Source organism: Streptomyces gilvus (assembly GCF_022513565.1).
GTDB classification, from domain to species: domain Bacteria; phylum Actinomycetota; class Actinomycetes; order Streptomycetales; family Streptomycetaceae; genus Streptomyces; species Streptomyces gilvus.
Map to the genome: position 1 here is coordinate 48,010 of NZ_JAKWBE010000011.1, position 25,195 is coordinate 73,204.

Sequence of the window (25,195 nt, forward strand, 5' to 3'; positions counted from 1 at the left end):
GGTCGTCACTTCCCGAAGCCGAAACCGCCGCCGTTGCCCTCGACCTTGGCGCGCAGCCGCTTGCCCTTCTCGGTGGCCTGGTCGTTGAGGTCCTGCTGGAAGTCCCGCATCCGCTGCAGCAGGTCCTCGTCGTGCGCGGCGAGGATCCGGGCCGCCAGCAGACCGGCGTTGCGGGCCCCGGCGACGGACACCGTGGCGACCGGGACGCCGGCCGGCATCTGCACGATGGAGAGCAGGGAGTCCATGCCGTCCAGGTACTTCAGCGGCACGGGCACGCCGATCACCGGGAGCGGGGTGACGGAGGCGAGCATGCCGGGCAGGTGGGCGGCGCCGCCGGCCCCCGCGATGATCACCTTCAGCCCCCGCTCGGCCGCCTGCTCGCCGTAGGTGACCATCTCGCGCGGCATCCGGTGCGCGGAGACGACGTCGACCTCGTACGCGATCTCGAACTCGTCGAGTGCCTTGGCGGCGGCCTCCATGACGGGCCAGTCGCTGTCCGACCCCATGACGATGCCTACGACTGGGCTCATTCTGTGATCGTGCCTCTCAGGTAACCGGCTGCGTGACGTGCGCGTTCGAGGACGTCGTCCAGGTCGTCGCCGTAGGTGTTGACGTGGCCCACCTTGCGGCCGGGCTTCACGTCCTTGCCGTACATGTGGATCTTCAGCTGGGGGTCGCGGGCCATGCAGTGCAGGTACGCGGAGTACATGTCCGGGTAGTCGCCGCCGAGGACGTTGACCATGACCGTCCACTTCGCGCGGGGGCGCGGGTCGCCGAGGGGGAGGTCGAGGACGGCGCGGACGTGGTTGGCGAACTGGGAGGTGATCGCGCCGTCCTGGGACCAGTGGCCCGAGTTGTGGGGGCGCATGGCCAGTTCGTTGACGAGGATGCGGCCGTCGCGGGTCTGGAACAGCTCCACGGCGAGGTGGCCGACGACGCCCAGCTCCTTCGCGATGGTCAGCGCCATCTCCTCGGCCCGCAGGGCCAGGGACTCGTCCAGATCCGGGGCCGGGGCGACGACCGTGTCGCAGACGCCGTTGACCTGCTGGGACTCCACGACCGGGTAGGCGACCGCCTGGCCGTGCGGGGAGCGGACGACGTTCGCGGCGAGTTCGCGGACGTAGTCGACCTTCTCCTCGGCGAGGACCGGGACGCCGGCGCGGAAGGGGTCCTCGGCCTCCTCCGCGCTGTCCACGACCCACACGCCCTTGCCGTCGTAGCCGCCGCGGACGGTCTTGAGGACGACCGGGAAGCCGTCGCCCTCCGCCGCGAAGGCCGCCACGTCGGCCGGGTCGCTGACGATCCGGTGCCGGGGGCAGGGGATGCCGAGCGCGTCCAGCCGTGCGCGCATCACGCCCTTGTCCTGGGCGTGCACCAGCGCGTCGGGGCCGGGGCGCACGGGGATGCCGTCCGCCTCCAGGGCGCGGAGGTGCTCGGTGGGTACGTGTTCGTGATCGAAGGTGATCACGTCGCAGCCCTGCGCGAAGGCGCGGAGCGTGTCGAGGTCGCGATAGTCGCCCACGACGACATCGCCGACGACCTGCGCCGCGGAATCCTGAGGGGTGTCACTGAGGAGCTTGAACCTGATGCCCAGCGGGATGCCCGCCTCGTGCGTCATACGCGCGAGCTGACCCCCGCCGACCATGCCGACTACCGGGAACGTCACGCCCCTAGGGTATCGGCCGCGGAGCCGCGACCGATTTCCGGTCGAAATCTCGCCCTCTTACCGGGCTCTTCCCGCACTTTTCATCCTCTTCCCGCCCTCTTCCCAAGCTGTTTCCGACCCGTGAACTCATGCACGGGAGATTGAGAGGCTGGGTGGTTAGCATGGCTTCAGTTGCCGAGAACGAGCACGCACATCGACCCGGATGGGGGCCTTCAGGACCATGGGACAAGGTTCCTCAGGGCTGCGAAGGCTCGCACAGGAGATCGCCAAGTTCGGTGCGGTGGGTGCCCTCGGTACCGTCGTGAACTTCGGTGTCTCCAACCTGCTGTGGCATCTGACCACCCTGCAGGCGGTGCGCGCGAACGTGATCGCCACGGTGGTCGCCATCGGCGTCAACTATCTGGGCTTCCGGTACTTCACCTACCGTGACCGCGACAAGGGCGCCCGGACCAAGGAACTCACGCTTTTCCTGGTCTTCAGCCTGATCGGCCTGGTGATCGAGAACGGTGTGCTATACGCCGCGATCTACGGCTTCGGCTGGGACAGCTCGCTGCAGCGCAACATCTTCAAGGTCGTCGGCATCGGCCTGGGCACGCTGTTCCGGTTCTGGTCCTACCGCACCTGGGTCTTCAAGGCCCTGCCGGTCGCGGACGCGGAGGCCCTGCTGGAGGCGGAGGCGATGAAGCGCTCCGTGACCCCGAAGACGGAACAGCGGGTCAGCTGACACCCGCCACCCTGCCCGGCCCCGGGGCCTCGTCCCACCTGACACCCCGCCCATTCGGCGCTCGGCTCGTCTGCCCCCCGACCGGTTCGGCCCCGGCGCCCCGCCCGCCCGACACATGGCCCGCGCATTCAGACCGACCGCCCGAAACCCCGCACCCGCCTGGTCTGCCGGCCACCCACTCGACACCCCGGCCACCCGACACCCGGCCCTTCGGTAGCCGGGACTCCGGGCCGCCTGGTGTCCAGCCCTCGGGCACCCCGCTCATGCGACGCCCGGCCCAGCGGCGCCCCGGCACCTCGGGCCGCCTGATGTCCGGCGTTCGACACCCCACTCATTCGGCGCCTGGCACCCGACAACCCGTCGGCCTGACCGCCGCCCTTCGGATCCCCCCGACACGCGCCTCGCCTGACGCCGGTCCGCCCGATTCCCGGCTCACCTGACCGTCGGTTCCTCGTCCTCCGGCTGTGGGCGCTTCAGTGGGGGGGTGCGGGAGAGGAACAGGCCGAAGACCGGGGGTTTTGTCTGGAGCATTTCCAGGCGGCCGCCGTCCGCCTCCGCCAGGTCGCGGGCCACCGCGAGTCCGATGCCCGTGGAGTTGCGGCCGCTGATGGTCCGCTCGAAGATCCGCGCCCCGAGGTCGGCCGGCACGCCGGGTCCCTCGTCGGTGACCTCCACGACGGCCTGGTTGCCGGTGACGCGGGTGCGCAGCGCCACCGTGCCGCCGCCGTGCATGAGCGAGTTCTCGATCAGCGCCGCCAGCACCTGGGCGACGGCGCCCGGCGTGCCCACGGCCTGCAGATGCCGCTTGCCGGAGCTGACGATGGCCCGCCCGGCGCTGCGGTACGCGGGCCGCCACTCGGCGAGCTGCTGCTGGATGACCTCGTCGAGGTCGAAGGAGACGGCGTTGCCGGCGCGCGGGTCGCGGGAGTTGGTGAGGAGACGTTCCACCACGTCCGTCAGCCGCTCCACCTGGGTGAGCGCCACGTTGGCCTCCTCCTTCACGGTGTCCGGGTCATCCGTGAGGGTGATCTCCTCCAGCCGCATCGACAGCGCGGTCAGCGGCGTACGGAGCTGGTGGGAGGCGTCGGCGGCCAGCCGCCGCTCGGCGGTGAGCATCCGGGCGATGCGCTCGGCGGAGGAGTCCAGCACATCGGCGACCCGGTCCAGCTCGGGCACGCCGTACCGCTTGTGGCGGGGCCGCGGGTCGCCGGAGCCGAGCCGTTCGGCGGTCTCGGCGAGGTCGGTGAGCGGGGAGGCGAGCCGGTTGGCCTGCCGGATGGCGAGCAGGACGGCGGCCACGACCGCGAGCAGCGCGACCAGGCCGATGATCAGCAGGGTCCGGCCGACCTCGCGGCTGACGGTCGAGCGGGGCTCCTCGATGACGACCGTCTCGCCCTCCTCGCCCTTGGCGTGCCCGCGGATGACCTCGCCCTCGGGCTTGGTGCCGAGGGTGAAGACGGGCTGCCCCGGGATCTGCACGATGGCGTACCGCTCCCCGGTGACCTGGCTCTTGAGCACGTCCGGGCTGACGGTCCGGGTCCCGGGCGCGGCCCCGCTCAGCCGGCTGTCCACGATGCTGGCCAGCCGCTGCGCCTCGGAACTCACCCGTTCCTGGGCGCTGCTGCTGATGGTCCGCGTCTCGACGATCACCAGGGAGACCCCGAAGACGGCGATGACCACCAGCACGACAGCGAGGGTGGACTGAATCAGACGACGACGCACGGGGCCCTCCGGGCAGGGGTTTTATGCGGACCAGTGTGCCTCGGGGCGCCTGCGACGCGCGTAAACCCTCTAGCTCTTCTCGAAGCGGAAGCCGACACCGCGCACGGTGGCGATGTACCGGGGGTTCGCCGCGTCGTCGCCGAGCTTCTTGCGCAGCCAGGAGATGTGCATGTCGAGCGTCTTCGTCGACGACCACCAGGTGGTGTCCCAGACCTCGCGCATCAGCTGGTCGCGGGTGACGACCCGGCCCGCGTCCCGCACGAGCACCCGCAGCAGGTCGAACTCCTTGGCGGTCAGCTGGAGTTCCTCGTCGCCCATCCAGGCCCGGTGCGACTCGACGTCGATCCGCACCCCGTGCGTGGCGGGCGGCTGCGCCGGCTCGGCCGCGCCGCGCCGCAGCAGGGCCCGCACCCGGGCGAGCAGCTCGGCGAGGCGGAACGGCTTGGTGACGTAGTCGTCGGCGCCCGCGTCGAGGCCGACGACGGTGTCCACCTCGTCGGCCCGCGCGGTCAGGATGAGGATCGGCACGGTGTGGCCTTCGGCGCGCAGCCGGCGGGCGACCTCGAGGCCGTCCATGCCGGGCAGACCGAGGTCCAGCACGACGAGGTCGCAGCCGCCCTGCATTCCGGCGTCCAGCGCCGTGGGGCCGTCCTCGCGGACCTCGACCTCGTAACCTTCCCGGCGCAGGGCGCGGGCCAGCGGCTCCGAGATGGACGCGTCGTCCTCGGCGAGCAGTACACGGGTCATGAGCTGATGGTAGTCCGCTCCTGACCTGTGCTGGGGTGTGATCGGCACGCCGGCTTCTTACCTTTGACGGCTTCGAGGCGAACCTGTGACTACATGGTGCGATCGCGGTAGGGACCTTGGAAAGAGGGTGTACGGTTCCTCGATCGCCTGTGATCCCTGTCTCAAGTCCTTCCATATCCGGCAGTGTCCTGCCGTATGGTGAAAGTACGCCTGTAGCACTGCGGGGACCTTTGGCGCACTTGACGCCGAAGGTCTTCTTTGTGTGCGGTAAACCCCCACCAGCAAGGATCAACCATGGCGTCCAGCCTGACGAAGGACTCGGTCCGCCCGGGCACCCCCGGCTCCGGGAAGACCTTCTTCGGCCACCCCCGCGGACTGGCCACCCTCTTCATGACGGAGATGTGGGAGCGATTCTCCTACTACGGCATGAAGGCCCTGCTCCCGCTGTACCTGGTCGCCCCGGGCGGCCTGCACCTGAGCGCGGCCACCGCGACCGCGATCTACTCGGTGTACCTGTCACTCGTGTACCTGCTCGCCCTGCCGGGCGGCTGGTTCGCGGACCGGGTCCTGGGTCCCCGCAAGACGGTCGCCGTGGCGGGCGCGGTCATCATGCTCGGCCATCTCACCCTGGCCCTGCCGAACGCCGGCACCTTCTACGCGGGCCTCGGTCTCGTCGCGATCGGCTCCGGTCTGCTGAAGGCCAACATCTCCACGATGGTCGGCCACCTCTACGACGGCCCGGACGACCCGCGCCGCGACGGTGGCTTCACGGTCTTCTACATCGGCATCAACCTGGGCGCCTTCGCCGCGCCGCTGGTCATCGGCACCGTCGGCGAGAACGTCAACTGGCACCTGGGCTTCGCGCTGGCCGCGCTCGGCATGGCGCTGGGTCTGGCCCAGTTCCTGCTGGGCAGCCGGCACCTGGACGCCCGTTCGGACGTCGTGCCCACCCCGATGTCCGCCGCCGAGAAGACGGCCACGCTGCGCAAGTCGGCGCTGTGGGCGACCGTGGCGGTCGTCTTCTACGCGGTCGTCGGCTTCTCCGGCCACTACACGCTGAACTGGCTGCTGGTGCCGATCACGCTCGCCGGTCTGATCATCCCGGTGGTGGTCATCGCCCGTATCAAGCGGGACCGCGACCTGGACCGGACCGAGCAGTCGAAGATGAGCGCCTACATCTGGTTCTTCGTCGCCGCCGCCGTCTTCTGGATGATCTACGACCAGGGTGGCTCGACGGTCTCGCTGTTCGCCGAGGCGTCCGCGAAGAACACGGTCTTCGGCTGGGAGTTCCCGGTCTCCTGGTACCAGTCGGTCAACCCGGTCATGATCATGGCGTTCGCGCCGGTCTTCGCCTGGGCGTGGCTGGCGCTCGCCCGGCGCGGCAAGGAGCCGAGCACCGCGGTGAAGTTCGCGATGGGCCTGGTGCTGATCGGGGCGTCGTTCTTCCTGTTCCTGGCGCCGCTGGCGATCGCCGACGGCGGTCACAAGGCGGCCGCGCTGTGGCTGGTCGGCATCTACTTCGTGCAGACCGTCGGTGAGCTGACGCTGTCGCCGGTGGGTCTGTCGGTGACGACGAAGATGGCGCCGGCGAAGTACGCCTCGCAGATGATGGGCGTGTGGTTCCTGGCGGTCACCGCCGGTGACGCGACCACCGGTCTGCTGTCCATCGCCGGGGTCGACCTCAACAAGACGGGGATCGTGGCGCTGGAGGCCGTGCTCGCGGTCATCGCCGGTGCGGCGGTGTGGATGTACCGCAGGAAGGTCCGCGAACTCATGGGCGACGTGCACTGACCGTCGTCCGGCCATGGGCCCGCCGCACCTCTACCAGGTGCGGCGGGTCCCTTTGTATGACGGGTTACCTGGTCCGCCGTCCCGGCATGAAGGTGAAGACGCCGGCTCCCAGCAGCACCGCCGTGCCGGCCACCAGGCCGAGCGCCTTCAGGGCGCCGTGGTCGCCGGAGCCCGTCTCCGCGAGGCCGCCGCTCGACGAACCGCCGGTGGTCGTGCCGCCGGAGGTGGAGGAGCCGCCCGAGGCGCCGCTGGCCTGCTGGGTGGTGTCCAGGGTCAGGGAGACGGCCGTCCTGTCGGGCTTGCAGGTCGTCGTCGTGCCCAGGGCGCTGATGGTCAGCACGCCCGGGGAGAGGGTCGAGGAGCCGCTCGCCCCCGGCTTGTAGGTGCCGGTGAGGTCGGGGATCTCGATGGGGTCGCCGGTCTTGATGTCCGAGGCGTTGGTCGGGCCCTCCACCTGCACGGTGCCCTTGTCCGCGCCGCCCAGGACGACCTCCATCGACGGCTTGACCGAGCCCTTGGGGATGTCGGCCGGGCTGTCCATCACCGACTTCTTGAACTGCACGGTGAGGTCGAAACCGCCGCCGTCCTTCTTGGCGTTGATCTGGATGGGCGAGGTCGCCTTCTTGGTGCCGAGGGGCGACTGGCAGGTGTAGGGGATGTCGACCTCCTTGCCGGTGAAGTCGGTCTGGCCGCTGCCGGTGCCGTCACTGGCGGAGGCCGAGGCGCTCGCCGTGTCGGAGGGGGACGTGGAGGGGGACGTGGAGGCCGACGGGGACGAGGACTGCGAGGCCGTGTCCGTCGGGGACGGTGTCGTGCTCGACGTGCCGCCGTCGCCCGGGGACACCTCGATGGTCGCCGCCTTCGGCACGGTCACGGTCGGCGTGCACTTGGTGTCCGTCGACATCGCGTTGACCGTGTACGCGTCCGGCGTCAGCGTCACCTCCCCCGCCGTGGTCAGTTTCAGCGAGCCCGTCATGTCGGACAGCACCATGTCGCCGCCCTTGGGGATCGCCGGGTTCTTCCGCGGCCCCTGCATGGCGATGCCGGCGGTCTGCGCACCGGCCGCCTTCAGCACGCCCGACGGCTGCACGGAGTCGGCGGGCAGGTCGATGATGTTCGGGTTCTTCGAGGCCGCCTGGACGAACTTCCACACCACGTTCACCGTGTCGCCCACCTTGGCCGTGGCCGGCGCGGTGATCTCGACCTTCGTGGTGCCGTCGACGGGGGTGATGCCGGCCGGCGGGACACAGTGCGTCGCGTACGACACCTCCGCCGCCTGCGCGGTTCCCGCGGCCAGCCCCAGCAGGGCGCCCGCGCCGCCGAGCACCAGGGCGGCCCCGGCCGCGCCGAGCCTGCCTCTGCCGGCCGGTGTGACTCTCCTTCGCTCTCTCACGTGGGTCCCTTCCTGGTGGGAGTCGTCGGACTCGTCGGTTGGTCGTCGTGCGGTGCGGAGAGCCGACCGGTCGCCGTGCCCGGATCGGAGTCCGGGGTGAACCACGGCAGGGTCGAAGTCGTTGCGGGTTCCGGCCGGGCGGCCCGGTTGACCGTGAACCTCGGTATGCGCAGGGCCAGTTCGGGCATCCGCAGGCCGCGGTGGCGCAGACCGCCGGCCCGGCGCGGCCGTACCCGGTCCACGATCGCCATGCCGGCCCGGAAGACCGCGGCCGGCACGACCAGGCAGACCAGGATCCAGAACAGGGTCACGCCCCAGGGCCGGCCCACGCCCCAGGGCTGCTCGGCGAGGACCTTGCCGTCGTACTTCAGCGAGACGGTGTAGTCGCCGTGCGCGCCGGCGGTGAGCTCCACGGGCAGTTTGATCTGCGCCTTCTTGCCGGAGGCGATGGTGCCGCGCCATTCCTGGTCGTCCCACTGCGGGGCGAAGACGCCGTGCGAGGTGCCGACCTGGAAGACGGGGTTCTTGACGGGTGACGTGCCCACGTTGCCGACGGTGAAGACCAGCGTGCGGCTGGGGGGAGCGCCGAACCAGGTGAGCAGGCCGCTGGAGCCGTCCAGCCGGGTGTCGGTCAGCATCGACAGCCGGCCGCCGGTCTGCTCGGCGGGCAGCGGCTCCACCGCGTGCCCGGCCACCTGGAAGACCGCGTCGGCCTGCGCCTTGGCGCCCTCCACGGTCGCCACGTGCACCACGCACGGGCACGGCACCGGCGGTTCGGACACCGGCATCTTCTTGCTGAAGCCCCCGTTGCCGTCGGTCGTGACGGCCCTGCCGTCGGCGTTGGCGCAGGAGTTGGTGCCGCCGACGACGCCCCGCGCGGGCGTGGCCTGTCCGCAGACCAGCATCATCAGCAACGCGTGCGGCCGCCAGCCGCTGCCGCTGACGGTGATCGAACCGCCGGTCCCCGCCTGGGACTTGGAGACCTTCACGGTGGGTCCGTCGGCCGTAGCCGTGCCAGCCGTCAGCGGCAGCAGAAGCAGCGCGAGCACCGCCACCAGCGCCGTGGTCCGCAGCTTGCCGTTCACGTCACCGCTCCCGTCAACTCGACTTCCGTCCGCGGGCCTTCCGGCTCCAGGTCGGTCGAACGCAGCCTGTGACGCCGCCGGTGACGCCGTACGAGAAGCAGCGCGCCGCCCGCCGCCAGCGCCGCCGTGGTCCCGGTCACCGCGCCCCAGGGCACGAACCGCGCCGACCCGCTCGCCGTGTCGTGCGCGCCGCCGGCCGCGGTCACCGTCAGCCGTACGTCCACCGCGTCCAGGGCGGGCCGGTCGCGCCAGGGCTCGGTGAGCCGCAGGCGGCGGCCCGGCGCGAGGTGCACCGGCAGGGGGCGCCGGGGCCGGTCCAGGACCGTGCCGAAGACACCGTCGGCGTGCACGGCGAGGCTCGGGACGAGGGTGGTCGTACCGCGGTTGACCAGGTCGTACGTGATGCGGTCGGGGTGCACCGAGACGTGCTCGACGGTCAGGGCGGACAGCGGCGGTTCGCCCACGCGGAGGTGCAGCGGCACGGAGCGGGAGCGGCCTGCGGTGTCGCGGGCGACGATCTCGCCGGCGCCGTCGCCGCGGGCGCTCACCGTGAAGGGCACGTCGGCGCGGGTGCGGGCCGGCACCCTGACCCGGCTCGCCGCGAAGGTGACCGCCGCGCCGGTGCCGCTCAGCCGTACGGTGACCGCCCGCGCGCTCCGGTTCACCACGGACACGGTGTCCTGCAGCACGGCCCCGGGAGCGCCCTCGGCGTAGAAGGCGGGCCGCCCGCCCCCGGCGGGCACGAGCGACCAGCCGTCGGCGGCGAGGGCCGGGGGCGCGGCGGCCATCACCAGGAGGAGGGACACGAACAGGGCACGTGCGGCGGACGACATCCGGCGGCTCCAGCAGTCGTACTCGGTGCAGTCGTACTCGGTGCGTTCGTACGGCGGTTCAGCGGCGGGCCGTCTGGTTCCTCCGGGTGATCCACAGCGCGCCCGCCGCTCCGGCGAGGAGCACGGTGCCGCCGAGGGTGCCCAGGGCGATCGCGGAGTCGTCGGGGCCGGTCTGGGGGAGGGAGCCGGAGTCCGAGCCGTTCGTACCGGTCGAGCCGCTCCCGCCCGAGGAGCCGCCGCCCGCGGCCGTGACGTCGAGGGTCAGCGCGGGTTGCGGGTTGTTGGACGGCTTGCAGGTCGTCTTCGTGCCCAGGGCCGTGATGGTGAGCACGCCCGGGGTGAAGGTGACCTTGCCGGTCTTCTTCGGCGTGTACGTCCCCGTCAGGTCATTGATCTTGATGGGGGTGTTGGCCGGTATGGCGGCCGCGTTGGCGGGCCCGGTGACGGTCACGGTGCCGCTGTCGGCTCCGCCCACCGTGATGAGGGCGCTCGGGTTGACCGCTCCCTTGCCCAGCTCCACCGGGCTGGAGGAGACGCCCTTCTGCCAGGACATGGTCAACTTGTAGCCGCTGCCGCTCTTGACGCTCTTGATGTCGATGGGCGAGACGGCGCTCTTGGGCCCGATCGGCGTCTGGCACTGGTAGTTGACGTCCACGACCTCGGCACTGGCCAGGGGGGCGGCGAGCAGCACCGCCGAGCCGGCCAGGGCCGCGACGGACGCGAACGCGGCGGTTCGATTCCGGTACGACACGGTTTCCGCTCCCTCTTCGAGTTCCTGACGGCACATCAGATGGGCCGTCAAGGTACGCCCGGGGTCGTGAGGAGGGAAGAGACGGTGCGCGCCGGAGTTGTGGGGATCCGGCGCGCAGGAAAGGGGCTTCAAGTGGAGACCCACCCCTGGGACTGACCCTGGGTAACCCCAGGACCCGTACGGGGCGAGGGCAGGGCGCCCGGCGCGGCCGGGGAAACGGACTACGCAGGCGCTCCCAGTTCCGCCCACACCGTCTTGCCGGTCACTCCAGGGGTTCGCACGACGCCCCAGTCGAGGCACAGGCGCTGCACGATGAACATGCCGTGGCCGCCGGGGCGGCCCGCGCGGTGCGGGGTGCGGGGGGACGGCTGGCCGGTGCCCTTGTCCGCGACCTCCAGGCGGATCACCTTGTTGTCGCAGGCCAGGCGCAGTTCGTCCGGGCCCTCGGCGTGCAGACAGGCGTTGGTGACCAGTTCGGAGACGACGAGCAGCACGTCCTCGGCGGCGGCCCGCCGGTCGGCCGTGTCGGCGGGCAGCCAGCCCCACGCGTACAGCGCCTGCCGGGTGAAGTCACGGGCGAGCGGGACGACCCCGCTCTCGTCGTCGAAGTTCAGTCTGCGGACCTGGCGCCCCCCGGGCGGCGCGGCCGGCGCCGACGGGGCGGCGTCCCCGCCGGACGCCCCGGAAGCGCCGCTGGGCTCCGGGCCGCGGTCGCCCGGCGAGTAAGGCCGGGTGGTGCTCATCAGCGCTTCACCTCACCGATTCACCGGTTCACAATTCAAAAGTCTGTCCGTAGCTCACCGGCGGTCGCCCCGATGTACGCGCCGACCGGTCCAGGATGTCTCCTGCCCGACCGAACCGGCAGAACACCCCCTGATTCGGCACGGAAGGCGTGACGCCTGGAAAGCGCCGCTCACACAGGGGCGAGCGGGACACGCCGCCGACCGGACGGCCGGTTCCGGGCCCCACTCAGCCGGCTTCGCCGGCCAGGGCGGCTTCGAGGGTGTCATGGACGCTGAAGACCGCGTCCGCCCCGGTGATCTCGAAGACCCGGGCCACCACCGGCAGCATCGCGGCCAGATGCACCCCGCCCCCGGCGGCCTCCGCCTTCAGGCGGGCCCCGAGCAGCACGTTGAGCCCGGTGGAGTCACAGAACTCCAGGCGCGAACAGTCCACGACCAGCCGGCTGAATCCCTTGTCGAGGCAGTCCTCGAGCGGCTCACGCAACAGATCGGCCGTATGGTGATCCAACTCACCGGCCGGGGTCACGACGGCACTGGAGCCCTCTTCCCTGACCTCCACCAGTAGCCGGCCAGACTGTGCGCTGCCGACCGTCCCGCGGTCCATGCCGTCTCTCTCTCCCGCCGTCGAGGCTGCTGACTGACGCCCTCGAACACTACGCCTTCTCCACACTCTCCGACACCCGAACAACCACCCGCAAACGGACATAACCGCACGTAGCGCACTTGCGGCGGGCGTCGGAAAGCGGGTAGGGCTAGTAGAGATACGTAACCGACACGGCCGGCTTTGGAGGCGCCGCACACCGCAGTGCACGGACTGGCTTCGGCAGCCATATGCCGAGAACGATGGAGGACATCATGTCACCCCGGCTCGACGCATCGCATACCCAGCAGGCGACGTCGACACCCCCTCCGGAACATCTGGATCCCATCGAGACCATCGATCACGATGACCGCGGCGAGGACCTGCTCGCCGGTCTTCCGGAGATTCCCCCCTACGACGAGGTGGGGCCCGTCGACGCGCGAGCCCTGTCCAAGACCCTCTTCGAGCGGCTGGAGTCCCTCGAGGAAGGGACGTACGAGTACTCGTACGTCCGCAACACCCTGGTCGAACTCAACCTCGCGCTCGTCAAGTTCGCCGCCTCCCGCTTCCGCTCCCGCAGCGAGCCGATGGAGGACATCATCCAGGTCGGCACCATCGGCCTGATCAAAGCCATCGACCGCTTCGAACTCTCACGCGGCGTGGAGTTCCCGACTTTCGCGATGCCAACCATCGTCGGCGAGATCAAGCGTTTCTTCCGCGACACCTCGTGGTCCGTGCGCGTCCCGCGCCGGCTGCAGGAGCTGCGCCTGGACCTGGCCAAGGCCGGCGACGAGCTGGCCCAGAAGCTGGACCGCGCGCCCACCGCGGCGGAGCTGGCCGAGCGGCTGGGTCTGACCCGGGAAGAGGTCGTGGAGGGCATGGCCGCCTCCAACGCGTACACCGCCTCCTCGCTGGACGCCCAGCCGGAGGAGGACGACGCCGAGGGCGCGCTCGCCGACCGGATCGGCTACGAGGACCACGGGATCGAGGGCATCGAGTACGTCGAGTCGCTCAAGCCGCTGATCGCCGAACTCCCCGCGCGGGACCGGCAGATCCTCTCGCTGCGCTTCGTGGCCGGTCTCACGCAGTCGGAGATCGGGGACGAGCTCGGCATCTCGCAGATGCACGTGTCCCGGCTGCTGTCGCGGACGCTGGTGCGGCTGCGCAAGGGGCTGACGATCGAGGAATGAGCGTCCCGGAGGACGGGTGAGTCCGGGACCCCAAGCCGCTTCCTGAGTGCGGTGCGCCCATGGGTGCGCCGCACCAGGCGTTTCTCCGGTTACTCACAGGAACCCCTTTCCCCAGAGGTTCGCTTCCACCACTATGGGCACCCCCGAACTGGCCGGTAAGTCAGGACCGGCCCGCGTGGCGAGGGGCCGAGGAGGCGGGCTGATGGCTCGGGCCGGCGGGACCGACAAGGATGTCGAGACCGGCAACGGCGCGCACACGGGCGCGTCCGACGCACGGCTGACCGAACTGCTGCGCGCCGACACCGCGAGCGCCTTCCAGGCGCTGCAGGAGCTGCGCGCGCGGCACCGTCCGCGGGTGCTGCGGTACGCCCGGCTGTGCACCACCAGCGAGTCGGCGGCCCGTCAGCTGGCGGCGCAGGCGTTCACCCTGGCCGCCCGGGAGACGGCACGCGGCATCGACCCCGGCGGCCCCTGGCGCCACCAACTGCTCCTGCTGACCGCCCGGTTGGCGGCCGCCTGGGCGATGGACGACCGGGCCGGCGGCCTGGACGCCGGGCTGCTGCTGGTCCTCAACACGGCGGGCCCGGGAGGCCCCGTACCGCCGATGCTGGCCGCCTTCCAGACCCTGCCGTCCCGGACGCAAGGGCTGGTCTGGTACCGGGTGGTGGAGGAGCAACCGGCGGCCGCGGCGGCGGAGTTCCTCGGCATCACCCCCGAGGACGTCGCCTACGGCACCGACCCGGCGCTCCAGCAGCTGGCCCAGACCTGTCTGCGCGCCCGGCTGGCGGCCTCCGACGACCCCCAGTGCGCCGACTTCCGCCGGCTGATCGAGGAGTCGGTACGGCCGGACAGCCCCCGCGACAGCGCCGATCTGCACGCCCACATGGCCCACTGCGCCCACTGCACGACCGCCCACGAAGAGCTGTCGGCGCTGCGCGACTCCCCGCGCACCGCGCTGGCGGAGGGGCTGCTGCCGTGGGCGGGCACGGCGTACGCGACCGACGAGGACACGCCGCGCCGCCCGGGCTCCCGCGCCGCCCCGCCTCCCTGGCCCCGCTCCCGGCGCTACCTCCTTGCATCGGTCGCCCTGGGCGTGGCCCTCGCGCCGCTGCTGGTCTTCCTGTTGACCCGGAGTTCGCCCTCGGCGCCCGCCCGGCAGCCGGCGGGGGCGGTGCGCACCCCGACGACCGCACCCCAGGTCACGGTGACGGCGACGGTCTCGACGACCCCGTCGGTGTCCGCCTCACCGGCCCCCAAGTCCCCGTCCCCCACGGGGAGTTCGGCGCCGCATGCGTCACCGAAGCCGACCTCCTCCCCCGTCCACGCCCCGAACGGCACCTACGCCCAGGTCGTGAACGTCTCCACGGGCCGGTGTCTGGACATCCGCGGCGGCGACCTGTCCAAGGGCACCGACGTGGTGACGGCGCCCTGCTCCGGGGCCGCCACTCAGCGCTGGCGGGTCGACACCGCCCGCGGGGTCGTGCAGTCGTACGCCGACTCCGACCTCTGCCTGGACAGCCGGGGCGACGTGGACAAGGGCGTCGGCATCTGGGAGTGCGACTCGGTCGACGGCGACCACGGCGACAACCTCCGCTTCACCGTCGACGCCGACGGCGTGATCCGCCCGGCCATCGCCATCGAGACGGCCCTCACCCCGGCCGGCGGGGACGGGGTGTCCCTGGAGCCGCTGAACGGGGGCGCGGGGCAGCGGTGGCGGGCGGGGGCCTCCTGATCAGTCCTGCCGGGAGTACTGCCGGACGCCCCCGCGCCACACCTCGGCGACCAGCGGCACGCCCGGACGGTAGGCGAGGTGGACGTGGCTCGGGGCGTCGAGGACGAGCAGGTCCGCCCGGGCGCCGGGGGCGAGCCGGCCGATGTCGTCCCGGCGCAGGGCCGCCGCGCCGCCCGCCGTGGCCGACCAGACGGCCTCGTCGGGGGTCATGCCCATGTCCCGTACGGCGAGGGCGATGCAGAACGGCACGGACGAGGTGAAGGACGAGCCCGGGTTGCAGTCGGTGGACAGGGCGACCGTGACGCCCGCGTCCAGCAGCCGCCGGGCGTCCGGCCACGCGGCGCGCGTGGAGAACTCGGCGCCGGGCAGCAGCGTGGCGACCGTGTCGCCGTTCGCCAGGGCGTCCACGTCCGCGTCGGTGAGATGGGTGCAGTGGTCGGCGCTGGCCGCGTCCAGTTCGACGGCGAGCTGGACGCCGGGGCCGTGGGAGAGCTGGTTGGCGTGGATGCGCGGGGTCAGGCCCTTCGCCTTTCCGGCGGTGAGGATCGCGCGGGCCTGGTCGCCGTCGAAGGCGCCCTTCTCGCAGAAGACGTCGATCCAACGGGCGTACGGGGCACAGGCGTCGAGCATCTCGCCGGTGACCAGGTCGACATAGGCGGCCGGGTCGTCGGCGAAGTCCGGGGAGACGATGTGGGCGCCGAGATAGGTGACCTCGTCGGTGTGCGCGGCGGCGATGCGCAGGGCGCGGGCCTCGTCGGCGACGGTGAGGCCGTAGCCGGACTTGGTCTCGAAGGTGGTGGTGCCCTGACGGAGGGCCTCGGCGAGGTAGCGGGTGAGGTTGGCCTCCAGCTCCTCGTCCGTGGCGGCGCGGGTGGCGGCGACGGTGGTGCGGATGCCGCCCGCGGTGTAGCTGCGGCCGGACATGCGGGCGTTGAACTCCTGGGTGCGGTCGCCCGCGAACACCAGGTGCGAGTGCGAGTCAACGAAGCCCGGGAGCACCGCCCGGCCACCGGCGTCGACCCGATTGTCAGTGGCGGGTGCTTTGCTTGATTCACCGGTCCACACGACCCGGTCGCCCTCGATGACGACGGCCGCGTCCTGGACCAGACCGAGAGGTGATCCGTCGCCCAGGGAGGGGGAGTTGGTGACCAGCGTGGCGATGTTGGTGATGGCAGTGCTGCTCATGGCGTCCTCGTGGGTGGTCGTCAGGCGCGGAGGGTTTCGACCGCCCGCGCGAGGGCTTGCGGCACATCCGGTACGAGGGTGTGCGCCCCGTCGCGTACGACGTGCCGTCCGCCCACGATCGTGTGCCGTACGTCCGCTGCCGTCGCCGCGAATACGGCCGTCTCGGCGCCGAGCCTGGGCACCGGGCCCGCTGTCCTGACCGAGTCCAGCGCGATCGTCGTGAGGTCGGCGAGCGCGCCCTGCTCGATGGTGCCCGCCTCGTCCCAGCCGAGGGCCGCGTGACCGTCGGCGGAGGCGGCCCGCAGCAGGGCCGCGGCCGTCCAGTGGCCGCGGGTGCGGGTGCGCAGGCGCTCGTTGAGCTCCATCGCGCGTGCCTCTTCGAGCAGGTCGACGACGGCGTGGCTGTCGGAGCCGAGGGAGAGCGGGGAACCCTGCTGCTGGAGTTCCACGGCCGGGCCGATGCCGTCGGCGAGGTCCCGCTCGGTGGTCGGGCACATGCAGGTGCCGGTGCCGCTGCCGCCGATCAGGGCGATGTCCTCGTCGGTGAGGTGCGTGTTGTGGACGCCGGTGGTGCGCGGGCCGAGGACACCGTGGTCGGCGAGCAGCCGGGTCGGTGTGGAGCCGTGGGCGGCCTGGCAGGCGTCGTTCTCGGCGGTCTGCTCGGACAGGTGCACATGGAGCGGTGCCCGCCGCTCCTCGGCCCAGCGCGCCACCGTCGCCAACTGCCCGGCGGGCACGGCCCGTACGGAGTGGATGGCGGCCCCGATCCGTGCGTGATCCCGTTCCTTGAGAAGTGAACAGCGTTCGGCCCAGGCCTCCGCGTGGCCGTCGGAGAAGCGCAGCTGGTGCGTGTTGGGCGCCTCGCCGAAGCCGGAGGAGAGGTAGGCGGTGTCGAGAAGGGTGATGCGGATGCCGGCCTCGGCGGCGGCCGCGACGAGCGCCTCGCCCATCGCGTTGGGGTCGGCGTAGGGGGTGCCGCCGGGGGCGTGGTGGACGTAGTGGAACTCGCCGACGGAGGTGACGCCGGCCAGGGCCATCTCGGCGTACACGGCGCGCGCGAGGGCGTGGTAGGTCTCCGGGGTCAGCCGGTCGGCGACGGAGTACATGACCTCGCGCCAGGTCCAGAAGGTTCCGGAGCCGACCTGGACGGTGCCGCGCAGGGCGCGGTGGAAGGCGTGCGAGTGGGCGTTGGCGAGGCCCGGGAGGGTCAGTCCGCGCAGGATCTCGGCTCCGGGGGGCGGGCTCGCGACGTCCGTCTCGACGGTGGTGATGCGGCCGCTGTCGATGCCGAGGGCGACGCCCGGCTCGACGTGGGTGTCGAGCCAGGCGTGCTCCAGCCAGTACGTCTGCGTCACGTGCAGGCCAGTCCTTCCAGTACGTCGGCGAGTGCGAGCACCCCGGCCACGCAGTCGTCCTCGGCCGCGTACTCGGCCGGGGAGTGCGAGACGCCGGTGGGGTTGCGCACGAACAGCATGGCGGTCGGGATACGTCCGGAGAGGATCCCGGCGTCGTGTCCGGCACCGGTACCCAGGACGGGCACCCTCAGGTCCGTGTCCCTGCCGAGGATCCGGGCGAGTTCGTCGCGCAGGGCGTGGTCGAACTCGACGACGGGCGTGAAGGACTCCCGGACGACGTCGAGGTCGATGCCGTGCGCCTCGGCGTAGGCGCGGGCGGCCTTCTCGATGCCGCCGACGACGGTGTCGAGGGTGGCCTGGTCCTCGGCCCGGGAGTCGAGCCAGCCGCGCACCAGGGAGGGGATGGCGTTGACGCCGTTGGGCTCGACGGCGATCTTGCCGAAGGTGGCGACGGCACCGGCGAGTTCGGCCTCGCGCCGGGCGGCGAGCACGGTCTCGGCGTACGACAGCATCGGGTCGCGCCGGTCCACCAGCCGTGTCGTGCCGGCGTGGTTGGCCTCGCCCCGGAAGTCGAACCGCCAGCGTCCGTGCGGCCAGATGGCACTGGCGATGCCCACCCGGTCGCCGGACAGGTCCAGCGCGCGGCCCTGTTCGACGTGCAGCTCGACGAACGCGCCGATGCGGGCGAGCCGTTCGGGATCGGCGCCGATGGTCTCCGGGTCGTACCCGGCGGCCTCCATGGCCCGGGGAAGGCTGACGCCGTCCCCGTCGGTCAGCCGGTGCGCCTGTTCGACGGTCAGCTCCCCTGCGGTGAGCCGGGACCCGACACAGGCCAGCCCGAACCGGGCGCCCTCCTCGTCGCCGAAGTTGACGACGGCGAGGGGCTTGGTGAACTCCACTCCTCTGCGGCGGAGTTCGTCCAGGGCGGCGAGGGAGGACACGACCCCGAGGGGCCCGTCGAAGGCACCGCCGTCGGGCACGGAGTCCAGATGGGAACCGGTGACGACGGCGTCCCCCGCGGTGGGGTCACCGAGCCAGGCCCACTGGTTCCCGTTCCGGTCGACCTCGTACGTCAGCCCGCGCGCCTCGACCTGCGCCCTGAACCACTCCCGGCACTCGAGATCCGCCCCGCTCCAGGCGAACCGCCGGTAGCCGCGGGACTCGGGGTGCCGCCCGACGGGGAGCAGCTCGCGCCACATCTCCTGGAAGGAGGCACCGGTGGGCCCGCGCTGCGAGTCGTCAGCCGGCACAGGCTGGGGGCAGTCGTTCCGCCGGGCGGAACGGGTGGGCACAGTCGAACCCGCGCCCGGCGACGAGCCCTCAGCCCCCACCGGAGAGTCGCCGTGCCCGCCTTCGCTTCCCGTCACGCGTCGTCACCCTCGCGCATCGGCACCCGCACGCCCCGCTCGTCCGCCACCGACTCGGCGATGTCGTAGCCCGCGTCGACGTGCCGGATGACGCCCATGCCGGGGTCGTTGGTCAGCACCCGCCGGACCTTCTCGCCGCCCAGCTTCGTGCCGTCGGCCACCGTCACCTGGCCGGCGTGGATGGAGCGGCCCATGCCGACGCCGCCGCCGTGGTGGATGGAGACCCAGGACGCACCGGAGGCCACGTTGACCATGGCGTTCAGCAGCGGCCAGTCGGCGATTGCGTCCGAGCCGTCGAGCATGGCCTCGGTCTCGCGGTACGGGGAGGCGACGGACCCGGCGTCGAGGTGGTCGCGGCCGATGGCCAGCGGCGCGGCCAGCTCTCCGCTCGCCACCATGTCATTGAACCGCTCGCCCGCCTTGTCCCGCTCGCCGTAGCCGAGCCAGCAGATGCGCGCGGGCAGGCCCTGGAAGTGGACCCGCTCGCCCGCCATCCTGATCCAGCGGGCGAGGGACTCGTTCTTCGGGAAGAGGTCGAGGATCGCCTTGTCGGTCTTGGCGATGTCGGCCGGGTCGCCGGACAGCGCGGCCCAGCGGAAGGGGCCCTTGCCCTCGCAGAACAGCGGGCGGATGTAGGCCGGGACGAAGCCCGGGAAGGCGAACGCGCGGTCGTACCCGGCGAGTCGGGCCTCGCCCCGGATGGAGTTGCCGTAGTCGAAGACCTCGGCGCCGGCGTCCATGAAGCCGACCATGGCCTCGACGTGCCGGGCCATGGACTCGCGGGCCCGGGTCGTGAAGCCGGCCGGGTCCTTGGCGGCGGCGTCCGCCATGTCCTCGAAGTCGGTGCCCAGCGGCAGGTACGCCAGCGGGTCGTGGGCCGAGGTCTGGTCGGTGACGATGTCGATGGGGGCGCCCATGGCGAGCAACTGCGGGACGAGTTCGGCCGCGTTGCCGAGGACGCCGATGGACAGCGGACGGCGGGCGTCACGGGCCTCGGTCGCCAGCTGGAGGGCGTGGTCGAGGGAGTCGGCCTTCACGTCGAGGTAGCGGTGCTCGATGCGGCGGTCGATGGCGCGCGGGTCGCAGTCGACGCAGATGGCCACACCGTCGTTCATGGTGACCGCGAGGGGCTGGGCGCCGCCCATGCCGCCGAGGCCGGCGGTGAGGGTGATGGTCCCGGCGAGGGTGCCGCCGAACTTCTTCGCGGCGACGGCGGCGAAGGTCTCGTAGGTGCCCTGGAGGATGCCCTGGGTGCCGATGTAGATCCAGGAACCGGCGGTCATCTGGCCGTACATGGTCAGGCCGAGGGCTTCCAGGCGGCGGAACTCCTCCCAGTTGGCCCAGTCGCCGACCAGGTTGGAGTTGGCGATGAGGACGCGCGGGGCCCACTCGTGGGTCTGCATCACGCCGACCGGGCGGCCGGACTGGACCAGCATGGTCTCGTCCTGCTTGAGGGTGCGCAGCGTGCGGACCATGGCGTCGAAGGAGCGCCAGTCGCGGGCGGCCTTGCCGGTGCCGCCGTAGACGACGAGCTTGTCGGGGTGCTCGGCGACCTCGGGGTCGAGGTTGTTCTGCAGCATCCGCAGGGCGGCCTCCTGCTGCCATCCCAGGGCGCTCAGTTCCGTACCGCGCGGCGCTCGTACGGGGCGGGGTCCTGACATGGTCTGCCTCCTAGCGGATTGCTCCCAGTGAACTATTACTGCGGCTATTCACATCCTGACGTCCTGAATAGAACTAGTCAATACGTTCGTGGGCCAGCATCGGCCCACCGGAGGTGTTTGGCTGGGATCGCAGGGAACCGCACGGACGAGGACGGCGGAGAACGGGGGACGGCATGGGAGAAGACATGCACGGGGACGGAGTCGGGGCCGCGCGTGCGGCGCGGCGGGACGAGGCGGTGCGGGCCGCCGTGGAGCAGGGGCTACTCGGGCCGGACACCCCCATCGTCGGCCTGCTGGACGTCGAGGGCATCCGGGAGTCGGCCGCGGAGCTGCGGGCGGCGTTCGACGCGGTCGTGGCACCCGGCACGCCCGTGCTGCACGCCTTCGCGGTGAAGGCGACCCCGCTGGTGCCGGTGCTGCGGCTGCTGCACGAGGAGGGCCTGGGCGCCGAGGTGGCGAGCCCGGGCGAGCTGGCACTGGCACGGGCCGCGGGCGTGCCGCCGAGCCGTACGGTCCTGGACTCGCCCGCGAAGACGCCGGCCGAATTGCGCGAGGCGCTGGCGCTGGGGATCGCCGTCAACGCCGACAACCCGCAGGAGCTGGGGCGCATCGACGCCCTGATGCGGCCGGCCGACAGCCGTTCCCCGCTCGGGATCCGGGTGAACCCGCAGGTCGGCGGCGGGTCGATCACGGCGACCTCGACCGCGACGGCCACCTCGAAGTTCGGGGTGGCGCTGCGTGACGAGGGGGCGCGGGAGTGGGTGGTGCGTGCTTATGCCGAGCGGCCGTGGCTGACGCGGCTGCACGCGCACACCGGGTCCCAGGGCATCCCGCTGTCGCTGCTGGCGCAGGGGGTGGGCGAGGTGTACGCGCTCGCGGAGGAGACCAACCGGCGGCTCGGGCGGCGGCAGATCGACACCCTCGACATCGGCGGCGGACTGCCGGTCGACTTCGGCTCGGACGCGGCGGCGCCGACATACGCCCAGTACGCGCGACTGCTGGCCGAGACGGTGCCGGGGCTGTTCGACGGGCGGTACGGGCTGGTGACCGAGTTCGGGCGGTCGCTGCTGGCCCGGCACGGGACGGTGGTGGCCCGGGTCGAGTACGCCAAGAGCGCGGGCGGGCGGCCGGTCGCGGTGACGCACGCGGGCGTGCAGGTGGCGACGCGGACGGTGTACGTCCCGGGGTCGTGGCCGCTGCGGATCGCCGCGTACGACGCGAAGGGGCGGCCGAAGGAGGGGCCGCACGTGGTGCAGGACATCGCCGGACCGGCGTGCTTCGCGGGCGACCTGCTGGCCGAGGGGCGGGCGCTGCCGCTGCTGGAGCAGGGGGACTACGCGGCGGTGCTGGACACGGGCGCGTACTACTTCGCGCACCACTACGCGTACAACTCCCTCGCCCGGCCCGCCATTCACGGCTTCGCGCGGGACGGGTCCGGGGGCGTCGGCTTCGCGGTCGTGCGCGAGGCGCAGACGCCGGCCGAGATCGTCGCCGAGTCGGGAGGGGCGCACGCCCGGGCGCTCACCACCCTGCGCACGCCGGGCCGCCGTTGACATGGCACGACGGACATGCAGGTCAACCCCTGTGAAAACGGGGTCAGTCGACCCACCTTAGCCGCCCGCAGCATGTTCCACTGGAAAATGCCCGATCGCTCACCCCTCGCGCACACGTTGCGTAGTTTCGGCGTCACTCAGCCGAACCCCAGGCGGGAGGGGAACCGCGGTGCCCGGAATCGACGAGTGTCTGCTGGAAGCCATGCGACTGCCCGGTGCCCGGGGCGCCGCGCTGATCGACTGGACGAGCGGGCTGGCCCTGGGCACCGTGGGCGAGTCCCCGGGCGGTGACCAGGAGACGGCCGCGGCGGAGGCCGCCGAGATCGCCCGGCTGGCCGCCGAGCAGCACGCCTTCGCGCCGGACGAGGATCCGGAGGCGCCGGCGGCGGCCGACACGGAGCTGCCGGTGGAGGACCTCATCGTCAGCAACCGGGACAGCTATCACGTGCTCAGGTTCGTGGGCTCGTCCTTCGACGGCAGCGTCTTCCTGCACCTGTGGCTGGCGCGCGCGGAGGGCAATCTGGCGCTGGCCCGCATCCGGCTGGGCGAGATGGCGGAACGGCTGGTGCTGGCATGACGGTCGTCCGGACCACCGAACCCCCGCGGCTGCCCGTGCGGGACAAGGCGGCCGCCCGCGCCCGGGGCTGGGGCGGGGTCTCGCCGATGCTGACCCGGCTCGCCGCCGAGCGGGCCACCGGCGTCCTGGTCCGCGAGCACGGCACGCTGCACCTCGCCGAGGGCCTGGTCGTCCAGGCCGAGAGCCGGCACGCGCCCGGGCTCGGCGCGCTGCTCACCGCACACGGCACGCTCGCCCCGGAGGCCTGGCACCAGGCGGTCAACGAGGCCGCCGACCACCACCGCGTCGGCCGCCATCTGGTCGACGCCGGGCATCTCCCGCTCGGCGCCCTGGAGTTGTGCCATCTGGCGGCGCTGTACGACGCGGCGTACTTCGTCCTGGCCCCGAGCAGCACACCGCCCCGCTTCCGTTACGGGCCCGTCCACTGGCTCGGTTCCGTCCGCCCGGTGCCGGTGGAGGCGCTGGAGCGCGAGACGCTGCGCCGCCGTGACGTCCTGCACCGCATCTGGCCCCACCCCGGGATGGACGGCATCCCGCTGGCCCGGACGCACCTGCCGGGCACGCCCGCGCTCACCCGCCGTCAGCTCGCGGTCCTGGAGCTGGTCGACGGCGTCCGCACGGCAACCGACATAGCGCGCGAGCTGGGCCACCTGGCCTTCCACACCCTGGTGGACGTACGGCGGCTGACGGCGGCCGGGGTCGTGACCACCGCCGCCCCGGCCCGCGGCCAGTCACCGCCGGGCGGCACCCGCACCACGCCGGACCGCGGCCAGTCACCGCCGCCCCCCGACCAGCCCCCGGCGGACCCCGGCCAACCGCCCGGCCGGGGCCGGCCACCGCAGGGCCGTGGGCAGCCGCGCCGGCCGGAGACGGACGGGGCGGACGGCTACGCGCCGCCCGTCCCCGCCGAACCGCTGCCGCCCGATCCCCACATCACCTTGCTGAAGAGGCTCAGAGATGCGCTGGAGGCCCTTTGAGAGGAGTCACCGGATGGCCGCCGACCCCCACATCCTGGACGAGCTGCGCCGCCTGAGGGCCCGGGTCCCGCAGCTCACCGGCGCCCTCGCGACCGGCCCCGACGGAGCCGTCCTCGCCCAGGACACCCCGGGCGTCGACCCCCGGGCCACGGCCGCGCTCACCGTCCAGGCGCACACGGCCGCCGCCCAGCTCGCGGACGCCACGGGCCAGGGGGAGTTCCGCGAGCTGCTGGTGCGCGGCGTGTACGGCTACGCGGCGACCTTCGCGGCGGGCGGCGCCCCCACGGCCGTACTGACCCTGCTCGCCCAGGACCGGGTGAACGTGGGCCGGCTGCTGCTGGAGGGGCGGCGGGCGGCGGCCCGGGTCGCCGAGCTCCTCGACAGCCGTACGGCGGCGGCGAACCGGAGCGCACCGGCCAAGCAGCCGGCCAAACCGGCCGCCAGGACGGCGGCCGCACGAACCAGAACCCCGCGCGCGGCACGCACGACGACCAACGCGCGCACCACCGAATAGTCGACACGCATGGTCGGCACAGTCGAGAAGACAAGGGAACGAGGAATCACAACCATGGCCAACACCGAGACCACGCTGAAAGAGTGCCTCGCCTCCATCGAGGGCGCGACCGGCGTCGCGCTCGTCGACTACACCAGCGGCATGGCGCTCGGCACGCTGGGCGGCGGCAAGACCTTCGACCTGAACGTGGCCGCCGCCGGCAACACCGACGTCGTGCGCGCCAAGATGCGCACGATGGAGCACCTGGGCCTGAAGGGCCAGATCGAGGACATCCTGATCACGCTGTCCGACCAGTACCACCTGATCCGCCTGATCAGCGGCCGGGGCGGCAACGGCCTGTTCATCTACCTGGTCCTCGACGGCAAGCGGGCCAACCTGGCGATGGCCCGCCACCAACTGCGGAAGATCGAGGAGGACCTGGAGGTCTGACCCTCCCCCGCCCGGCTAGACGAGCGACGCGGTACGGCGACGCGCCCCGCCCGGGGCCGCGTCGCCGGCCGCGATGCCCGTGCTGCGGTAGGCCTTGACCGCCTTGCCGGCCGGGCGGCCGCCGTTGCCGGCGAGCCAGTCGACACGGACCCACAGGAGCGCGTCCTCGTCCCGCTCGCGCCGCCCCAGCCAGGCCGCCTTCAGCCGCAGCCCGGTGCCGGCACCGGCGAGCAGCATGCCGCCCGCGGCCGGCACGACGAACGAGGCGGCCAGCGCCACCACGAACGCCGACAGCAGCCACCAGCGGTGCCCGCGCCGCCAGGTGCGCACACTGACCGCCCGGTCCTGGAGCACGTCGTGCTTGCCGGCCCGGACCGCCGAACGGGCGAGGGCGGCGTAGCGCCGGCGGCGGGTGTACGACACCACGGCCGCCGCGAGAAGGAACAGTGCCGCCCCGGCCATCACCCCGATCCGCCGTCCCGTGACGCCCGGCACCAGCACCCCGACACCGGCCGCGAACACCCCGGCCCACCACAGGGGCGCGGCCCCGGCCCGTACGACGACCGCCACCCGAGCCAGTCCCAGACCTCCGCGTGCCACGTTCCGCCTCCTCGTCGTCC

Annotated in this window: 24 protein-coding genes; 9 read left to right on the top strand and 15 right to left on the bottom strand. The window is 72.3% G+C overall.

Going from position 1 to position 25,195, the window contains the following annotated elements:
- Positions 1-5: 5 nt before the first annotated feature.
- Both purE and MKW14_RS18595 read right to left on the bottom strand, forming a co-directional pair.
- On the bottom strand, positions 6-530 hold the full coding sequence (gene purE / locus MKW14_RS18590; protein ID WP_240863648.1) for a 5-(carboxyamino)imidazole ribonucleotide mutase: 525 nt from the start codon (positions 528-530) through the stop codon (positions 6-8).
- Positions 527-1,666, bottom strand: coding sequence for a 5-(carboxyamino)imidazole ribonucleotide synthase (locus MKW14_RS18595; RefSeq protein WP_240863649.1), 1,140 nt, complete (start codon positions 1,664-1,666; stop codon positions 527-529). Before MKW14_RS18595 ends, purE begins: the two co-directional genes overlap by 4 nt.
- A 220-nt stretch (positions 1,667-1,886) precedes the next feature.
- Here MKW14_RS18595 and MKW14_RS18600 point away from each other — a divergent pair, with 220 nt between their 5' ends.
- On the top strand, positions 1,887-2,390 hold the full coding sequence (locus MKW14_RS18600; protein ID WP_240863650.1) for a GtrA family protein: 504 nt from the start codon (positions 1,887-1,889) through the stop codon (positions 2,388-2,390).
- A gap of 432 nt (positions 2,391-2,822) precedes the next feature.
- On the opposite strand, the gene MKW14_RS18605 is transcribed toward MKW14_RS18600, so the two are convergent.
- Together MKW14_RS18605 and MKW14_RS18610 are read right to left on the bottom strand one after the other, a co-directional pair.
- Entirely contained in the window at positions 2,823-4,112 is a 1,290-nt protein-coding gene (locus MKW14_RS18605) for a sensor histidine kinase (protein ID WP_240863651.1), read from the bottom strand.
- A gap of 69 nt (positions 4,113-4,181) precedes the next feature.
- On the bottom strand, positions 4,182-4,859 hold the full coding sequence (locus tag MKW14_RS18610) for a response regulator transcription factor (RefSeq protein ID WP_240863652.1): 678 nt from the start codon (positions 4,857-4,859) through the stop codon (positions 4,182-4,184).
- 294 nt (positions 4,860-5,153) lie between these two features.
- Between MKW14_RS18610 and MKW14_RS18615 the strand changes: the two genes are divergently transcribed.
- A complete protein-coding gene (locus tag MKW14_RS18615) occupies positions 5,154-6,650 on the top strand; it encodes an oligopeptide:H+ symporter (protein ID WP_240863653.1) in 1,497 nt (498 codons plus the stop codon).
- 64 nt (positions 6,651-6,714) lie between these two features.
- Here the strand turns inward: MKW14_RS18615 and MKW14_RS18620 are convergent, their stop codons facing one another.
- From MKW14_RS18620 to MKW14_RS18645, 6 genes are all read right to left on the bottom strand, one after another.
- Positions 6,715-7,977: a hypothetical protein gene (locus MKW14_RS18620; protein WP_240863960.1), complete on the bottom strand. Its 1,263-nt coding sequence runs from the start codon at positions 7,975-7,977 to the stop codon at positions 6,715-6,717.
- Between the two features lie 62 nt (positions 7,978-8,039).
- Positions 8,040-9,128, bottom strand: a complete 1,089-nt coding sequence (locus tag MKW14_RS18625) for a hypothetical protein (protein WP_240863654.1) — start codon at positions 9,126-9,128, stop codon at positions 8,040-8,042.
- Positions 9,125-9,961, bottom strand: a complete 837-nt coding sequence (locus tag MKW14_RS18630) for a hypothetical protein (protein WP_240863655.1) — start codon at positions 9,959-9,961, stop codon at positions 9,125-9,127. Before MKW14_RS18630 ends, MKW14_RS18625 begins: the two co-directional genes overlap by 4 nt.
- Before the next feature lie 58 nt (positions 9,962-10,019).
- On the bottom strand, positions 10,020-10,712 hold the full coding sequence (locus MKW14_RS18635) for an LPXTG cell wall anchor domain-containing protein (RefSeq protein ID WP_240863656.1): 693 nt from the start codon (positions 10,710-10,712) through the stop codon (positions 10,020-10,022).
- Between the two features lie 221 nt (positions 10,713-10,933).
- On the bottom strand, positions 10,934-11,455 hold the full coding sequence (locus MKW14_RS18640; RefSeq protein WP_240863657.1) for an ATP-binding protein: 522 nt from the start codon (positions 11,453-11,455) through the stop codon (positions 10,934-10,936).
- A 226-nt stretch (positions 11,456-11,681) separates the two neighbouring features.
- Positions 11,682-12,059 carry an STAS domain-containing protein gene (locus MKW14_RS18645; protein ID WP_240863658.1) on the bottom strand — a complete coding sequence of 126 codons (378 nt, stop codon included), beginning with the start codon at positions 12,057-12,059 and terminating at the stop codon, positions 11,682-11,684.
- A 239-nt stretch (positions 12,060-12,298) separates the two neighbouring features.
- Here MKW14_RS18645 and MKW14_RS18650 point away from each other — a divergent pair, with 239 nt between their 5' ends.
- Both MKW14_RS18650 and MKW14_RS18655 read left to right on the top strand, forming a co-directional pair.
- Positions 12,299-13,225 carry an RNA polymerase sigma factor SigF gene (locus MKW14_RS18650; RefSeq protein ID WP_240863659.1) on the top strand — a complete coding sequence of 309 codons (927 nt, stop codon included), beginning with the start codon at positions 12,299-12,301 and terminating at the stop codon, positions 13,223-13,225.
- Between the two features lie 202 nt (positions 13,226-13,427).
- Positions 13,428-14,957 (top strand): RICIN domain-containing protein, encoded by a 1,530-nt coding sequence (locus MKW14_RS18655; RefSeq protein ID WP_240863660.1) that lies wholly within the window; start codon positions 13,428-13,430, stop codon positions 14,955-14,957.
- Here MKW14_RS18655 and hutI read toward each other — a convergent pair whose 3' ends face one another.
- Genes hutI through hutU form a run of 4 tightly spaced genes read right to left on the bottom strand, consistent with a single transcriptional unit; the run spans position 14,958 to position 20,525 of the window.
- A complete protein-coding gene (hutI, locus tag MKW14_RS18660) occupies positions 14,958-16,142 on the bottom strand; it encodes an imidazolonepropionase (RefSeq protein WP_240863661.1) in 1,185 nt (394 codons plus the stop codon).
- A 20-nt stretch (positions 16,143-16,162) separates the two neighbouring features.
- Positions 16,163-17,503: a formimidoylglutamate deiminase gene (locus MKW14_RS18665; protein WP_240863961.1), complete on the bottom strand. Its 1,341-nt coding sequence runs from the start codon at positions 17,501-17,503 to the stop codon at positions 16,163-16,165.
- A complete protein-coding gene (locus tag MKW14_RS18670) occupies positions 17,494-18,864 on the bottom strand; it encodes an allantoate amidohydrolase (protein WP_374116576.1) in 1,371 nt (456 codons plus the stop codon). The genes MKW14_RS18665 and MKW14_RS18670 overlap by 10 nt, the downstream gene beginning before the upstream one ends.
- Positions 18,861-20,525, bottom strand: coding sequence for a urocanate hydratase (hutU, locus tag MKW14_RS18675; RefSeq protein WP_240863662.1), 1,665 nt, complete (start codon positions 20,523-20,525; stop codon positions 18,861-18,863). The genes MKW14_RS18670 and hutU overlap by 4 nt, the downstream gene beginning before the upstream one ends.
- Before the next feature lie 185 nt (positions 20,526-20,710).
- On the opposite strand from hutU, the gene MKW14_RS18680 reads away from it, so the two are divergent.
- The 5 genes from MKW14_RS18680 to MKW14_RS18700 all read left to right on the top strand — a co-directional run bounded on the left by MKW14_RS18680 (position 20,711) and on the right by MKW14_RS18700 (position 24,575).
- Positions 20,711-22,078, top strand: a complete 1,368-nt coding sequence (locus MKW14_RS18680) for a type III PLP-dependent enzyme domain-containing protein (protein WP_240863663.1) — start codon at positions 20,711-20,713, stop codon at positions 22,076-22,078.
- 169 nt (positions 22,079-22,247) lie between these two features.
- Positions 22,248-22,655, top strand: coding sequence for a hypothetical protein (locus MKW14_RS18685; protein ID WP_240863664.1), 408 nt, complete (start codon positions 22,248-22,250; stop codon positions 22,653-22,655).
- The gene (locus tag MKW14_RS18690; RefSeq protein WP_240863665.1) at positions 22,652-23,632 is read left to right on the top strand and encodes a hypothetical protein; all 981 of its coding nucleotides are present in this window, start codon (positions 22,652-22,654) and stop codon (positions 23,630-23,632) included. Before MKW14_RS18685 ends, MKW14_RS18690 begins: the two co-directional genes overlap by 4 nt.
- A 13-nt stretch (positions 23,633-23,645) precedes the next feature.
- Positions 23,646-24,146 carry a roadblock/LC7 domain-containing protein gene (locus tag MKW14_RS18695; RefSeq protein ID WP_240863666.1) on the top strand — a complete coding sequence of 167 codons (501 nt, stop codon included), beginning with the start codon at positions 23,646-23,648 and terminating at the stop codon, positions 24,144-24,146.
- Positions 24,147-24,200: 54 nt separating this feature from the next.
- Positions 24,201-24,575: a roadblock/LC7 domain-containing protein gene (locus MKW14_RS18700; protein ID WP_240863667.1), complete on the top strand. Its 375-nt coding sequence runs from the start codon at positions 24,201-24,203 to the stop codon at positions 24,573-24,575.
- A 15-nt stretch (positions 24,576-24,590) separates the two neighbouring features.
- Here the strand turns inward: MKW14_RS18700 and MKW14_RS18705 are convergent, their stop codons facing one another.
- On the bottom strand, positions 24,591-25,175 hold the full coding sequence (locus tag MKW14_RS18705) for a hypothetical protein (protein ID WP_240863668.1): 585 nt from the start codon (positions 25,173-25,175) through the stop codon (positions 24,591-24,593).
- Positions 25,176-25,195: the final 20 nt, after the last annotated feature.

Coding starts and splice junctions, on each gene's coding strand:
- purE (WP_240863648.1), bottom strand. CDS start 530: ATGAGCCCAGTCGTAGGCATCGTCATGGGGTCGGACAGCGACTGGCCC.
- MKW14_RS18600 (WP_240863650.1), top strand. CDS start 1,887: ATGGGACAAGGTTCCTCAGGGCTGCGAAGGCTCGCACAGGAGATCGCC.
- MKW14_RS18610 (WP_240863652.1), bottom strand. CDS start 4,859: ATGACCCGTGTACTGCTCGCCGAGGACGACGCGTCCATCTCGGAGCCG.
- MKW14_RS18615 (WP_240863653.1), top strand. CDS start 5,154: ATGGCGTCCAGCCTGACGAAGGACTCGGTCCGCCCGGGCACCCCCGGC.
- MKW14_RS18630 (WP_240863655.1), bottom strand. CDS start 9,961: ATGTCGTCCGCCGCACGTGCCCTGTTCGTGTCCCTCCTCCTGGTGATG.
- MKW14_RS18640 (WP_240863657.1), bottom strand. CDS start 11,455: ATGAGCACCACCCGGCCTTACTCGCCGGGCGACCGCGGCCCGGAGCCC.
- MKW14_RS18645 (WP_240863658.1), bottom strand. CDS start 12,059: ATGGACCGCGGGACGGTCGGCAGCGCACAGTCTGGCCGGCTACTGGTG.
- MKW14_RS18650 (WP_240863659.1), top strand. CDS start 12,299: ATGGAGGACATCATGTCACCCCGGCTCGACGCATCGCATACCCAGCAG.
- MKW14_RS18655 (WP_240863660.1), top strand. CDS start 13,428: ATGGCTCGGGCCGGCGGGACCGACAAGGATGTCGAGACCGGCAACGGC.
- hutI (WP_240863661.1), bottom strand. CDS start 16,142: ATGAGCAGCACTGCCATCACCAACATCGCCACGCTGGTCACCAACTCC.
- hutU (WP_240863662.1), bottom strand. CDS start 20,525: ATGTCAGGACCCCGCCCCGTACGAGCGCCGCGCGGTACGGAACTGAGC.
- MKW14_RS18680 (WP_240863663.1), top strand. CDS start 20,711: ATGCACGGGGACGGAGTCGGGGCCGCGCGTGCGGCGCGGCGGGACGAG.
- MKW14_RS18690 (WP_240863665.1), top strand. CDS start 22,652: ATGACGGTCGTCCGGACCACCGAACCCCCGCGGCTGCCCGTGCGGGAC.
- MKW14_RS18695 (WP_240863666.1), top strand. CDS start 23,646: ATGGCCGCCGACCCCCACATCCTGGACGAGCTGCGCCGCCTGAGGGCC.
- MKW14_RS18700 (WP_240863667.1), top strand. CDS start 24,201: ATGGCCAACACCGAGACCACGCTGAAAGAGTGCCTCGCCTCCATCGAG.